Annotated in this window: 13 protein-coding genes and 3 pseudogenes; 10 read left to right on the top strand and 6 right to left on the bottom strand. The window is 60.6% G+C overall.

What is annotated here, in order from left to right; all coding sequences use genetic code 11:
- Positions 1-45: 45 nt before the first annotated feature.
- Positions 46-735 carry an ATP-binding protein gene (locus CCOY_RS10725; protein WP_092100745.1) on the bottom strand — a complete coding sequence of 230 codons (690 nt, stop codon included), beginning with the start codon at positions 733-735 and terminating at the stop codon, positions 46-48.
- Positions 736-898: 163 nt separating this feature from the next.
- Here CCOY_RS10725 and CCOY_RS10730 point away from each other — a divergent pair, with 163 nt between their 5' ends.
- Together CCOY_RS10730 and CCOY_RS10735 are read left to right on the top strand one after the other, a co-directional pair.
- Positions 899-1,153, top strand: a complete 255-nt coding sequence (locus tag CCOY_RS10730; protein ID WP_244268753.1) for a transposase — start codon at positions 899-901, stop codon at positions 1,151-1,153.
- Positions 1,147-2,061: pseudogene (locus CCOY_RS10735) on the top strand (IS3 family transposase); the annotation flags it as partial. The gene CCOY_RS10730 and the pseudogene CCOY_RS10735, both read left to right, overlap by 7 nt.
- Before the next feature lie 85 nt (positions 2,062-2,146).
- On the opposite strand, the gene istA reads toward CCOY_RS10735, so the two are convergent.
- Entirely contained in the window at positions 2,147-3,787 is a 1,641-nt protein-coding gene (gene istA / locus CCOY_RS10740; RefSeq protein WP_092100746.1) for an IS21 family transposase, read from the bottom strand.
- 85 nt (positions 3,788-3,872) lie between these two features.
- Between istA and CCOY_RS10745 the strand changes: the two genes are divergently transcribed.
- Complete coding sequence (locus tag CCOY_RS10745; protein WP_092100747.1) at positions 3,873-4,049, top strand: DUF2283 domain-containing protein; 177 nt, start codon at positions 3,873-3,875, stop codon at positions 4,047-4,049.
- A 44-nt stretch (positions 4,050-4,093) separates the two neighbouring features.
- Here CCOY_RS10745 and CCOY_RS10750 read toward each other — a convergent pair.
- The 3 genes and pseudogenes from CCOY_RS10750 to CCOY_RS10760 all read right to left on the bottom strand — a co-directional run.
- Positions 4,094-4,237 (bottom strand): annotated as a pseudogene (locus CCOY_RS10750) (IS3 family transposase); the annotation flags it as partial.
- Positions 4,238-4,515: 278 nt separating this feature from the next.
- Positions 4,516-5,520, bottom strand: a complete 1,005-nt coding sequence (locus CCOY_RS10755; protein WP_092100748.1) for a DUF3644 domain-containing protein — start codon at positions 5,518-5,520, stop codon at positions 4,516-4,518.
- A gap of 204 nt (positions 5,521-5,724) precedes the next feature.
- Positions 5,725-7,077 carry a sodium/glutamate symporter gene (locus tag CCOY_RS10760; protein ID WP_070452514.1) on the bottom strand — a complete coding sequence of 451 codons (1,353 nt, stop codon included), beginning with the start codon at positions 7,075-7,077 and terminating at the stop codon, positions 5,725-5,727.
- 69 nt (positions 7,078-7,146) lie between these two features.
- On the opposite strand from CCOY_RS10760, the gene CCOY_RS10765 reads away from it, so the two are divergent.
- The gene (locus tag CCOY_RS10765) at positions 7,147-8,211 is read left to right on the top strand and encodes a ferredoxin reductase domain-containing protein (protein WP_092100751.1); all 1,065 of its coding nucleotides are present in this window, start codon (positions 7,147-7,149) and stop codon (positions 8,209-8,211) included.
- Here CCOY_RS10765 and CCOY_RS10770 read toward each other — a convergent pair.
- On the bottom strand, positions 8,198-9,028 hold the full coding sequence (locus CCOY_RS10770; protein WP_092100753.1) for a carbon-nitrogen hydrolase family protein: 831 nt from the start codon (positions 9,026-9,028) through the stop codon (positions 8,198-8,200). The genes CCOY_RS10765 and CCOY_RS10770 overlap by 14 nt on opposite strands.
- A 91-nt stretch (positions 9,029-9,119) precedes the next feature.
- On the opposite strand from CCOY_RS10770, the gene CCOY_RS10775 reads away from it, so the two are divergent.
- The 6 genes and pseudogenes from CCOY_RS10775 to CCOY_RS10795 all read left to right on the top strand — a co-directional run bounded on the left by CCOY_RS10775 (position 9,120) and on the right by CCOY_RS10795 (position 13,564).
- A complete protein-coding gene (locus CCOY_RS10775) occupies positions 9,120-9,368 on the top strand; it encodes a hypothetical protein (protein WP_092100755.1) in 249 nt (82 codons plus the stop codon).
- On the top strand, positions 9,365-10,516 hold the full coding sequence (locus CCOY_RS10780; protein WP_070423273.1) for an alpha/beta hydrolase: 1,152 nt from the start codon (positions 9,365-9,367) through the stop codon (positions 10,514-10,516). The genes CCOY_RS10775 and CCOY_RS10780 overlap by 4 nt, the downstream gene beginning before the upstream one ends.
- A 58-nt stretch (positions 10,517-10,574) precedes the next feature.
- Positions 10,575-12,341: a pyruvate dehydrogenase gene (locus CCOY_RS10785; protein ID WP_092100756.1), complete on the top strand. Its 1,767-nt coding sequence runs from the start codon at positions 10,575-10,577 to the stop codon at positions 12,339-12,341.
- Between the two features lie 87 nt (positions 12,342-12,428).
- Positions 12,429-12,602: pseudogene (locus CCOY_RS12205) on the top strand (helix-turn-helix domain-containing protein); the annotation flags it as partial.
- 30 nt (positions 12,603-12,632) lie between these two features.
- The gene (locus CCOY_RS10790; RefSeq protein WP_290180930.1) at positions 12,633-12,755 is read left to right on the top strand and encodes a hypothetical protein; all 123 of its coding nucleotides are present in this window, start codon (positions 12,633-12,635) and stop codon (positions 12,753-12,755) included.
- On the top strand, positions 12,752-13,564 hold the full coding sequence (locus CCOY_RS10795; protein ID WP_083323013.1) for an ImmA/IrrE family metallo-endopeptidase: 813 nt from the start codon (positions 12,752-12,754) through the stop codon (positions 13,562-13,564). The genes CCOY_RS10790 and CCOY_RS10795 overlap by 4 nt, the downstream gene beginning before the upstream one ends.
- The last annotated feature ends 4 nt before the right edge of the window (positions 13,565-13,568 follow it).

A 13,568-nucleotide genomic window follows, 5' to 3' on the forward strand; every position in this document is an offset into this window, starting at 1 on the left:
GGTGAGTATCGAGTAACACCCGGGCGTTTTGGGGTTTCGGTGGGGTTATTGGGTCAGTCGCATGTTGGTGCCTTCGAGTGTGATGATTTCGGCGCCGGCGACGAGTCGGTTGAGGATTGATTCGGCGATGACGGCGTCGGGGATGGATTTGTACCACTCGTCGGGTGTGAATTGGGATGTCACGATGGTTGATCCGCGGGGTTCGCGTTCTGCGAGGATGTTGAGTAGTTGGTGTGCGGTGGCGGCATCGATTGGGGTGGTGAGGAAGTCGTCGAGGACTAACACGTCGGTGTGGTGGAGGTCTTCGAGGAATGTGATGCGGGCTGGGTCGTCGTGTTTGAGCACGGCGAGGTGGTTGGCGAGTGTGTCGGTGCGGAAGAAGCGTGCGGAGTAGTCGTTTCGGCACGCCGCGGTGAGCAGTGCTTGGGCGAGGTAGGTTTTGCCGACGGAGGATTTGCCCAGGATGACAATGTTTTGTGCGCTTTGGCACCATTGGCAGTGAGCGAGTCGGGTGATTTGCTCTTTGTTGATGGTGCGGTCGGGCGTGTAGGTGATGTCTTCGATGCAAGCATCGGGATTTGGCGATCGGGATGCTTTGAGTAGTTTGTTGACTCGTCTCTCACGCTTGGCCGCTACCTCTTTGTCGAGTGCGTAGAGCACTTTGTCAGAGAAACTCCAGTCGTCGAATGCAGGATCGGCGGCGATGTCGATGACGCTTTGTCCGAAGGCGGTCATGCGCAGGTCGGTAAAGATCGGCAGGACTGATTCGTCGAGGAAGCGGGCGGATGTGGGGTGTCATGATTCCGGTGGACGGTGAAACCCACCGATCTGGAAGGATTAAATCATGCCACGTAAGTATTCGGATCAGTTTCGTCAGCAGTGCATTGATGAGGTGTTGATGTTCGGCAAGACTCGTGGTGCCGTGGCCCAGGAGTACGGGGTGTCGTCCTCGTCGTTGGGACGCTGGGTGGCCAAAGCCGAAGGCACCTTGGGCACTGGTTCCGGCAGCCACATGCGCGCTGCTGATGCCGCGTCGCAGGACCCGGCAGAGATGGCAAAGCGGATCAAAGAGCTCGAGCGTGAAAACGAGTTTTTAAAAAAAGCGGCCGCCTTCTTCGCCACGGAGCACACCACGAGGACCTCTTCGCGGTAATTGCCCACTTCCACGAAGAAGGCAACCCCTGCCCCCGCTACCCAGTGTCAATGATGTGCCGTGTGTTGGAAGTATCCAGCTCCGGCTATTACGCCTGGCGCAAGCGTAGAGATACTCCGCCGACCGGTGGCACACCGCGGGCGAAACGCGCGGCGATTACCGATCTGGTTATCGAGATCTTCAACGAGCACAACGGTTTTGCCGGGGCGCGCACTATCTACCGGCAGCTTCAGGCCCAAAACGTTGCAACCACGCTGTATGCGGTGCGAAAGATCATGGCTGACAACACGCTGCACACCAAGTACCGTCGCGCGTTTAAACGCACCACGATCCAAGACCCGCAGGCGAGCGCACGAGCTGATCTGCTTCGGCGCCGTTTCTACCCCGCGATGCCGACAACCTATCTGTGCGGCGACATCACCTACCTGCGCACCGCGCAGGGATGGATGTATCTGGCCGTCGTGATCGATCTGAGCACACGGATGGTTGTCGGGTGGCAGATCGCAGACCGGATGAGTGCGCAACTTGTCGTCGACGCGCTGACCATGGCGCACGCGGCCGGTTTCGTCGCGGGCAACGCGGTGTTTCACTCCGACCGCGGCTCGCAGTACACCTCGAAGCAGTTCGCGCAAACAGCCAAGAAACTCGATGTGCGTTTAAGCACCGGCGCGGTCGGTGTGTGCTGGGACAACGCGGTTGCGGAGTCGATGTTTTCCACGTTGAAGCTGCATCTGCTGTACGAAAAGAAGCAGTTCGCGTCGAAGTTCGACGCCCGCTACGAAGTCGGACACTGGATCGAGGCGTACTACAACCGCCGCCGCATCCACTCCACCACCGGGCTGATCCCCGCCGAAGCAATGCGCCAATTCAAAACCCGCTGCGCCGACACACACGCCGCCGCAGCCTAACCCCCACAACCAAACACAACGGGTTTACCCGTCCACAAAATTTGACACAGCCCAATGCTGATGCTGGCTGTGGGTGGGGCATGGGTTATGCAGATCCCTTCTTGGTGAGGTTTTCGAGGCTGAACTGGGCAGCACCACCGAGGTAGGCGCCGCGTGTGTCACGGGTTGCGGGGGCAGGCACACCGTCAATGGGTCTGCCGGTTGATTGGTCGGTTGGTACATCGGTGCCTGTGGGGCGTGTGGAGGTGTCTTTGCGTACGGCGGCCATCATGTTTTTCACCGCGGTATACGACACAGAACGCCTGGCGCCGTCAGTGGACACCAAACGCCGGCAGGCTTCTTCGAGGATTGGCTTGTTGGCGTGTTTGCCCATGTTGAGTACGTTGCGGCACGCTTGGTACGCCTGGGCAGGGATCGCCTTGGCTTCGATGAGCTCGGAGATCACTTGGCGGGTGGCTGGCCCGATTTTGGCAGCTTCGCGCAGGAAGTACTCGCTTGTCCACAACCCACGGGTGTCACCCAGGTTCGCCGGTATGTGGTCAGTGTCGGTGACATACACCCCGCGGGCACGCGCGAGTCGGTGGGTGGCCACACGCTGCCCGGCGTCGAAGACGGCAAGGCTGTCACCGGTGATACGCACATCCACGGTGTGGCCCACCAGTAGGTGGGGTACCGAGTAATGCGCGTTGTGCACTCTGATGTGGAAATTGGGTGCGACTTTGGCGCGTTTCCATTCGGTGCGCTGCCACGGTGTTGCCGGTAGTGCGGTGAGCACGTCGCGTTCGAACTGATCAAATAATGCGCGCCTGCTCGTCGCATTGCCGCGAAACGGTTCGGCAGCGTTGATCCCATCGACCAGGGTGGTGATTTTTGTGTTGAGCTCGTCTATCCCGACGCACTGGTGGCCGTCGAGTGCGTGGATGACGTTTTGGGTGACGATCTTGACTGCGGCTTCGACATTGGCTTTGTCTTTGGGCCGTTTTGCACGAGCCGGCAACGCGGCGGTGTTGTAGTGCTCCAAAAACTCCTCGTAGGTGGAGTTGACCCGGCGATTCCTGTCCGTAGCACTGATCGCGTTCGAGGCTGTCGAGGCGTTATCTGGCACGATGACCTCGGCGACCCCGCCGAAGTACTCGAACGCGCGGATATGGGCTGCAAGCCACGCGTCTTGGCGCTCATTAGCGCACGCGCAGGCGAATACCATGCCCGAGTACGGCAGCGAGGCGACGAAGATACTGACCTTCGAGCCTTGCCCACCGGTGGGGTCAAACAGTCGCATCTTCGTGCCGGCCCAGTCCACCTGCATCGTATGGCCTGGGGCATGGGTGATCCTGGCGGTCAGCCCAGTTGTATCAACGTGTTGGGCTACAAGCTGGCGAAACCGCTCGTAGCTGTAATACCGCTGGCCCAGCCCCGCAGGCTGCGCGGTGTAGCGGCTCCACAGCACCTGCAAAGTCACCTTGTTGCGCCCGATACGCGCCTTGGCGACAGCGTCGAAATCGATCGGAACGAAATCGCCCTGAGCATGGCTGCGCCCGTCGACGAACCAGTCCGCTAGCTCATGATCTGCAACCCCACGAAGTTGCTCACGCGTTGTGATGTTGTGTTCCGCTAGCGCATCGCGTGCTTTTTGCACCGTGGTGTGCGAGCACCGCAGACTCGAACAGATTTGGCGGACAGACCAGCCTTTGAGCACTTGATCCATTACCGCCCGGTAGTCAGTCACAATCAGACTCCTCTGGTAACGCCGCGTGCCCTGAAGTCACGCGGTCACCAGAATCCTCCCCCGGACTGTTACTGGATGCTCACCAATGCGTTACTCGATACTCACCACGGTGTTACTAGATACGACCGCGCAACAGGAAGGGGAGATAGAGATAGACATTGACAAAAATGGCAAAGTTATTGGTATCGAGTTTGTCAATGCTTCCTCGATCCTCCCCCTAGATTTCCTTAAAAATCAAACTGGATCTAATAGCCCGAACTAAAGGGGCGTGTCACGGGTGAACTAGCCCCCGAAAGTTGGACTGGTTTAATTCTCGGTGGTTAGGGCTTCAAGGGTCTGATTCCGACACTGCATTGGGGTTAGTCCCTTGAGTCGTTGTTGGATGCGTTCGGTGTTGTACCACCCGATGCACTCATCGATCGCCTGGTTGAACTCAGCGCCGTCTGCAGATCCCTGTTAATGCCCGGGTTCGCTATGCCCTAGACGATCAGAGGCAGGGAGGCCAGCTCCCCTGAAAGGCTGAAGGGCTTTGGAGAAACGTTTTTCAACGTTTTTACCTCATGGTTTTTGCCCAACCCTGCTCCCCGATAGGCAAATAGGTGTTGTGCAAGACAACATGTGCAATTAGCATTATGACTACAGCGCCAACCCGAGAAGGATAAAGCTGGGTTCCCGAATGGGAGTAGGGCTTCGGCCTGAGAATTCCTTTGCTCCGAGGGTTGGCGTTTTTATTTTCCTGCTTTTCTCTTAAGTGCGTCGAGGCACCCTTCTGGGTCCTTCTGCAGATAACCAACTATAAACTCGACGGCCTGCTGGGAATATGTCCACATTGTCGCATTCTCTCCAGCTGTACTGCGGTCGTAGGCGTACCGTTCGTCGTCCCGGAGTTGAAAAACTTTGATGAAAAGATCGAAGTCATACTTGTTAAATCTGCGTTTTTCTCCACGGTGATAGATGGTTGTCTTCGACTTTGCGAGGCGCTTGAGCACCTCGTTAACCGCCAATTTTTTGGTGTATGGATAGTAACTAGCTGCATCGCGGACATCCTTGACAATGGCAATGCCCGCATCAGCATCGCTATCGATGTAGACATTGAGATCAGCATCCTTCGACTTCTTGACGATGCGGAGGTTCGTCTCATAAATCGCAGCAGCGGCTCCCCCTTCACCTGTACCAGCCGCGTCTGCTGCAAACTGTCTCATTTTTAGGAGCTTCTCCGCGACGTGTGGTTCATATTTTGCCCGGATTACGTCGGGATCAATAGCACCACGACGCACAGCAAGCGTGAGGTGATTTTCCGGAATTAATTCACTTACAGACTCGCCATGCAGCTCGAGCAGTTTGTCTGCATAGTTCATCACTGACTTCTGCAGGAATGGACCGATAAAGATCTCGTACTCGTCAGTAATGAAATGCGTATTGATGTTACGGAAACGGATGATCTCAGCCATGTTCACCCGTAATGGATCTTTGTCGTTCGTAAAAATTTTCTTCAGGCAATCCGCAAGCGCGATTGTCTTCCCCGGCTCATCGGGGTAGTAGATAGCCTCGACTCCTCGTTCTTTAACTAAGTACGCCTTGAGCATGAGCTCCCAAGCATTACAAAGAAATATCGAGCAGGACTCAGCGTGATATTTCAGAGTCGGGCGGTTGTAAAGCTCCAACGCAAGAATGAAGGCTTCTTTACTCTTCTCCAAAAGACGCTGGACGATTTCTTCATGCCCCATTTCCATAACGAATCAGTCTAACGATCAACGCGACACCCTTAATGCTGGTCGTCTAGTTGCGCGGCAATGCGAGCTATACGATCAGCTTTCGTCGAAAATGTTTCCCCAGGTGATGTTGGAAATGGTGGTCGATAAAAGAAAGATCGTCTAGTTGCGCAAAAACGCAGCTAGACGATCAGGAGGGGGAGGCCAGAAAAAGAGCCCGTGTAGCTACTCCCTTGCCGGGGAGGCGCTGCGGTCGTCGTTACGCACGGGCACCCACTTGAGCACGTAGGCGAGCACGACCACGCCCACGGCGACGGCGAAGGACACCCAGCCGAAGCCGGTGGTGAAGCCGGCGATGACGGCGATCGGTGCGAGGATGGTCATGCCGATCTCGAAGGGGGCGAAGCCGACGTAGGCCACGCCGTACTCGTTGAGGGTGCCGGACTTGAGTTTCGGGTCGACCATCTTGAGCAGCGCGATGCCGGTGGCCACGGCGGCGGTGGCCCAGCCCCAGCCGAACAGGCCACGCTCGAGCCAGTTTTCGCCAAAGAAGGTCGGGCCGGCCCACAGCATCCAGACCACGCAGAACACGGTACCCAGGACGAACATGACAACCAGTGCCTGCCAGTAGCCGGCGAGTGCGGCGGGGACGATAGACGCGATGCCGAAGGCGATCATGTAGTCGGTGGCAGCGCCGGAGATGGAGTTGATGGTGGAGCCGTCGAGGTAGTTCGGGCGGCCGGCGAGTCGCAAGGCAAGACGGCCGACCAGACCGACCACGAACGACATGGCGAACAGCGGGATGGACACGTTTGGCCACTGCCCCTTGATCAGCGTGTTCAGCAGGTACGCGATGAGCACGGTGAACACGATGAAGCCGGCGTGCAGTGCGAGCGGTTCGATGGACGACGGGTTGGTGGTGGCTTTGCCGATGGAGGGGCGTTCTTCCTCGTTGCGGATGTAGCCGGTGCGCAGGTCGTCGGGAAGATCGCCCGCGAGCTGGGACGCCTTGCCTTTGCGGATGCCCCAGTTGGCCATGATCACGCCGCCGACAATCGCCACGAGGGTGCCCACGGTGGCGGAGGTGAAGCCGAGAGAGGATGCGCCTTCAACGCCGATCTCCTCAAGCGCGGAGCCGACGGCCGCTGCGGTGCCGAAGCCGCCGACGAAGCCGACGGGCAGCATCATGCCGAACCACGGCTCGGTGCCGAATACGGGTGCGAAGAGGTAGATGCCAAGCAGGATGAATAGGCCCCATTGCCCCATGAACATTGCGGTGGAATAGCCCCACATGTTGCGCGCACCGGTGGCCACGGACCCGCCGAATTGCATCGAGTACGCCATCGACGCGAACACCACCGCGATGAGCAGCGTGGTGTACGTGCCCACCTGGTCGGACCAGTTAATCAGGCCGAGGACTTCCGGCCCGAGGATGAGCCCGATAAGGCCCGCGGTGATCGGTGCAGGCAGCAGCAATGCTTGCAGTACGCGCAGTCGGTTGCGCAGGACGTTGCCGACAATGAGGAGGAGGGAGATCCATCCGATGTCGGTAAGCAGCGTGTATGGGGTGAATTCCATCGCAGCACCTTCCTTTATCCACTTATCGCATATAAAACAGTCTGTACTCTAACCCAGTACGCTGTTTTCATGACTTTTCCGGAGTCCGTTGAGTTGTTGCGCACCCACGGATCGCGCGTGAGTGAGGTGTGGCGCGCGAGGTTCGTGGAGGCGTATCCACACGCGTCGATGATGCTTGCTCCTGGTGAGCACATGCCGCAGATGCTTATCGACGCCACCACGTTCCTCCTCAGCCACTCCCCCACCGAAACCACCGACCGCCTGCGCGCGATCGCGCTGGACCTGCGCCGCACCGGCTTCCCCGCCGAGGAGTACCCCAACGCGATGCAGTTGCTTGGCGACGCCATCCGCACCGTCGCCGAAGAAACCGGCGCCGAAGTCGGCACCGGTGCTGGCGGTGGCACCGAGGACCCCACTCCGGCGCTCGTGGCGGCGGGCGAGGTCATGCGCGAGGCGGCGTCCCAGGCTGATCACGCGGGCGTGCCGGCGGCTTCAGCGGCGCAGGTCACCAGCGTGGAGGAGCGCGACGGGGTGCAGATCGTGCGCCTCGAGGCAGGCACGCGCATCATCTACGCCCCCGGTGAAACGCTGCCCGTAATGTCGCCGGAGGCCCCCGGCATGTGGACCGGACTGATCCCGGCGCTGCCGTCGAACCCATTCGGACAAATGGAGTTTCACATCAGCACCGGCACCGATCTTGCGGTTGCGCCCGGCGCGTGGTTGACATTGGGCGTGGCGCGCGGGGGTCTGCAGGGGTTCGTCGATAAGCAAGTGCTCTTGGTGGCCGCGGGGACGGGGTTGGCTGCGGCGAAGGCGCTGGTTTTTCACTGGTTGGAATGCGAGGAGCGCCCCGATGTGCACCTGGTTTCGGATGTGACGTACGACCGCGCGGCGCTGGACGCGTTGGCTGGCGCGCAGGACTGGCTGGACATGAGTTGGGTGGTGGAGTCGCGGCTGGGTGCGTCGCTGGAGCAGGTGGTGTCGGGCCCGGGAATGTGGTGGGGCCGCGACGTGATCGTGTGCGCGGACCAGGCACGCGCGGCCGCGATCACCGACGCGTTGGAAGAAGCTGGCGCCGAAGGCGTGCAGGTCATCGCCCACGACGCGACACCGGAGTGGTTTAGCGCATCGTAGTGTCCGCGCGGATCTGGCCGAGCGGGAGGCGTTTGCGCTGCTTGGAGGCCTCTTCGGGGTCGATGTCCACGACCAACGTTTCGGGTCCGTAGCCGGCTTCGGCGATGCGCACGCCGGAAGGGTCGACCACGGTTGAGTGGCCCGCGCCGGTGGGACCGGACGGCTCGCCCGCTTTGGTTTCGAAGTCGGGGCGCGACTGGCCGGCGGCCGCGATGAACACCCCGGCGTCGAGGGCGCGCGCGGCGGTTAAGATGCGCCACTGCTCCACCTTGCCGGGTCCGTCGGCCCAGCTTGTGGGTACGACAATGACTTGGGCGCCGCGGTCCGCAAAGGCCTGGAACTGCTCGGGGAAGCGAATGTCGAAGCAGGTGGCCACGCCCACCGTCACGCCGTCGTGTTCGAAGGTGACCAGGCGTTCGCCGGGGCGCACGGTGTCGGACTCGCGGTAGTTGAACGCGTCGTACGTATGAATCTTGTCGTAGCCCTCATGCAGGCCATTTCCCGTGATCAGGGCGGTGTTGTAGACGCGGTTGATGGTTTTCTCGCCGCGCTGCACGGTATCGGCGGGCCGGAACATGCCAGCCACGATGGTCACGCCGAGCTCGCCTGCCAGGTCGCGCATGTTGGTGGCAAACGTGCCGTCGAGGTCCTCCGCCTGTGTGTCCAGTCTGCCCTGCTCAAAGGCCTGACTGGCACCCTCCGGCAGCACAATCAGGCTCGCGCCTTGGGCGGCGGCGTCGCGCACCAGCGGAGCAAGGTGGGCAAAGTTGTCCATTGTGTCACTGCCTGTGACCGTTTGCACCAACGCGATCTTCATGTGGATAACTTTAGGTGGAGTTCGGGGCAGTTATCCACAGATTTTTCTTCGCCCCTTGTGGTTGTGTGCTGGTGCGCAGAGGATTCGGCCCATGACTCTTGAAATCTCAACACGCACCGCACCCGTCGCCCGCGGCCTCAGCCGCACGTTCACGCCGTTACCGTTTGCGCAGGTGGGGGTGTCGCGGACGGCGGAAGCGTTGTCGTCGATACGCAATAGCACGCACATGCTTATCGACGACACCACCGCCCACCTCAACACCCACCTCAATTCCATCGCGCGCTTTGCCCGCGCGGTGGAGGGCGTGGACGCCGACCTGGAAGCGAGGCTTGCGCCATGAGTGTTGCCACGTACCGTCCGGCGCTGGACGCGGCGGAACTCTCGGCGGCAGCGGCCGCGTTGCGCCTCGCCTCTGATGCCGCCCGGGAGCGCGCCGAGCATGTGCCAACCTCACGCGAGGCGTTAGCGTCCACCGGGTTTCGGGGTGTGGCGGCGGATGCGGCGTACGCGCGGTTGGATGCGTTCGGGTCTGTGTTCGCGCGCGGTGCCGACGACTTGGCCACGGCGGCGTCGTTGGTCGCCGCTGCGGCGGGGCTGCAACGGCAGTTGGACGAGGCCGCCATGTTTGCCACCCGCTACCTGCACTCGCGCACCGTGTTGTGGCTCAACGCGATGTCGATGGCGCTGGACCTGGAACTCGCGCGGTCCTTGTTGCGCCTTGGCGGGCACGAGCAGGACTACGACCCGCTGTTCGCCCACCCGGATGAGTCGTTTCAGGACCTGCACGCGCGTCATGTGCCGACCTTGCCCGCCGCGACTCGTGCCGCCGTGGAGGCTGCGGGCGGGACCGTTCTCGAGGCCGGACCTGCTTCGACCACCGTTGTCGTCGGTGACGTTGTGGACCCGGCGCGGGTGATCACCATGGTGGCCGGCGCGACCACGGGCGCGCCCGCGAAGTTGGAGGGTGAGTTGGCAAAGGCGTCGCGGTTGGCGCAGCAGACCGGTGCTGCGGTGGTGGTGTGGCAGGGTTATGCACCGCCACGCTCGGTGCCGCGGGCGGTCTCTCCCCTGCGCGCGTCTGCTGGTGCGGATGATCTGGCGATGTTCCAGGCGGCGCTTGAGGAGCGCTTCCCGGACGCACAGAAGACCGTCGTCTCCCACAGTTACGGCACGCTGCTGGCCACCACGGCGGCGCGCGACCATGGACTTATAGCGGATGACTTATGGGTCCTCGGCAGCGCCGGCGTCGCAGGCCAGCACGTTTCCGAGCTCACACTTGCGGATGAGTACGCCACCGTTCACGTCGTCGATTCACCCCAGGACCCCATCCTGTTGCTGCGCTCTGGGCCGTCGGCGGTGCTCGGCGCGTCGCCGTCGTATGTAGGGTGGGGCGCACAGCGCGTGGAGGGCGTGCGCGGCGGGCACTCCGACTACTTCACAGACCCGGCCTTTGTGTCTGCTTTGCAACAGCGCGCAAGCACAACTTAAGAAATGGCGTTACCATGGCGAACGTTTAAAGAAACTACCTTTAGGAGTCTGATAAACCATGGCAAACTTTGCAGAGCAAGTCGTCGAGCGCCTCGAGGCCCTCGGCATTAAACGCATTTACGGTTTGGTTGGAGACTCGCTCAATCCCCTTTCTGACGCGGTGCGCCAGAGCAACATCGAGTGGGTCCACGTCCGCAACGAGGAAGCCGCAGCGTTTGCTGCCGGTGCAGACTCGCTAGCCACCGACGAACTCGCCGTCTGCGGCGCGTCCTGCGGCCCGGGCAACACCCACTTCGTCCAGGGTCTGTTCGAGTCCCACCGCAACGGCGCGAAGGTACTCGCCATTGCATCGCATATCCCGACGGCCGAGATCGGTTCCTCCTTCTTCCAGGAGACCCACCCGGAGATGCTGTTCCAGGAGTGCTCCTCCTACTGCGAGGTCGTCCACACCGCCGACCAGGGCATGCGCGTGCTGCACAACGCCCTGCAGAACACACTCGCCGGCAACGGCGTGTCCGTGATGGTCGTGCCTGGCGACGTGTTCGCCGCCGACGTTGCCGACGGTCCTCACACCGCCGACTCCGTCTACGCCACCGGCAAGGACAAGCGCGTCTACCCCGACCCCGCTGAGGCCGCACGGCTTGTCGAGGCCATCAACAACGCCGACAAGATCACCCTGTTCTGCGGCTACGGTGCACGCGACGCCCGCGACGAAGTCTTCGCTTTGGCCAAGAAGATCAAGTCCCCGATCGGCCACTCCTTCCGCGGCAAGATGTACTTCGAGTACGACAACCCTTACGACGTCGGCATGTCCGGCCTCCTTGGCTACGGCGCCTGCCTCGACGCCATGGAAGAGTCCGACCTGTTCATCATGGTCGGCACCGACTTCCCCTACACCGACTGGCTGCCCGAGGAAAACGTCGCCCAGATCGACATCAACGGCACCCACATCGGCCGCCGCACCAAGGTCGACTACCCCGTCGTCGGCGACGTCAAGAGCGTCATCGAAAACATCCTCCCCCACGTCGAGGAGAAGAAGGACCGCAAGTTCCTGGACAAGATGCTCAAGCGCCACTACCAGCTGCTGGACCACGTGGTGAAGAGCTACACCGAGGAAGCCTTCGAGTCGAAGAAGCCGATCCACCCCGAACTTGCGGCCTCCGTGCTGGACAAGCTTGCCGACGACGACGCCTACTTCACCGTCGACACCGGCATGTGCAACGTGTGGTCCTCGCGCTACCTCACCCCGAACGGTAAGCGCGACGAAGGCGCATCCTTCCTCCACGGCACCATGGCTAATGCTCTGCCGATGGCCATCGGCGTCCAGGCAGCACAGCCGGACCGCCAGGTCATCTCCTGGTCCGGCGACGGCGGCCTGGGCATGCTCATGGGTGAACTGCTCACCATCAAGCTGCACCAACTGCCGGTGAAGGTGATCTGCTTCAACAACTCCTCTCTCGGCATGGTCAAACTCGAAATGATGGTCGCCGGCATGCCCTACTTCGGCACCGACCACGAACAGGTCAACTACGCCGAGATTGCCAAGGGCGTTGGCATCAAGTCCTTCCGCATCGAGGATCCAGAAGACCTCGAGCCGATGCTCAAGGAAGCACTTGCGTACGACGGCCCGGTGGTCGTCGACATCGTCACCGACCCCGAGGCTCTCTCCCTGCCACCGGGAATCACCTGGGACATGATGAAGGGCTTTGCCAAGTCCGGCGCCCGCACCGCCTTCCTTGAAGGTGGCGTCGGCCGACTGTTCAACCTGGCCAAGTCCAACCTCCGCCATATCGGTGGTGCTGCCGCCATCGAGTTCGGCGGGTAGGTCGCTGTAGTTTGCGACGAAGCGTTCGCCGTTACGGGTGTTAGAATCAAAACCGAAGGCGGGTGATTCAGAATGACACACGGAGAGATGTCAATCGGCGAACGCATCATCGCAGCTCGACATGCAGTTGGGATGACACAACGCGACCTTGCAGAGGTAAGCGGGCTTTCTCAACCAACAATTCAAAGGGTTGAGACAGGTGCAAGGGAGCCATCCCCGCTTCAACTCTCTGCTCTAGCGTTCGGATGCGGGGTCTCGCCAGAGGCACTTCGAGATTCAGATTCGGCCCGCGTGAGTGCATTAGTCGCCGGACGAACTGATGATGCTGGTTCTGAAGAGTTAGCCGACTACCTCCTCTTCGCACTGGAGATGGCGTGCGAGCTCGACAAACTAGGAGTTCCCGACCAACCATGAGCAACGAGTCAATTGGAAAGCGTGCAGCAGAGCACTGTCGCAATGAGTGGGGCCTAGGGGTCTCACCAGTCAGCAATCTCCCCAAGCTCATCGAAGAGAACACCGGGGTCGGAGTCGCACTTATCCGAAGCAAAGCACCCGGCCACGGTATGACCATGCGTCTATCCCGACACACCATCATGGCTGCTGCATGCACAGAACATCCGATGAGACTTCGGTCGACCCTTGCTCACGAACTCGGACACTTCCGGTTGGGCAGCGTGAATAGAAGGCTCAACGAAGGCAATTGGAACGACCGTTCGCCGGAGGAGATCCAAGCAGATGTTTTTGCCCGCCATTTCCTCCTTCCTTTGGGAGCCCTACAAGACACCGCATCGTCCTACGATCCAGGCCACTATGTGTCGCACCTTGTCCAAACTTTTGGGGTTTCACCGGCAATCGCAGCGATCCAGCTAAAAGAGGCCGGGTTCATCGACGATGACGCGTGTGCAAAATTCATGCAGCGAACGACCAAATCGATGGCCCTCCAATATGGGTGGCTGTCCGAGTACCGAACACTTGTCATTGGCTCGTCGACTCCTCGTGCGCCTCAAGCGCTCATGACTCGAGCGACAGAAGCGTACAGATGGCGCCAACTGAGCTATCCAGCCCTCGCACGTTTGCAAAGCGAGGAAAGCGCACCACGCTTTGCCGACCTCCTTTCAAAACAAGGCATTACACCTATTGACGACGACGAAGCTCCCGCTCGCCCAGTGCCCAAAAACGGAGGCCTTACCGCTGAGGAACTCCACGTTCTTATGAATGGGTAGGCTG

This window comes from Corynebacterium coyleae (assembly GCF_030408635.1).
GTDB lineage: Bacteria > Actinomycetota > Actinomycetes > Mycobacteriales > Mycobacteriaceae > Corynebacterium > Corynebacterium coyleae.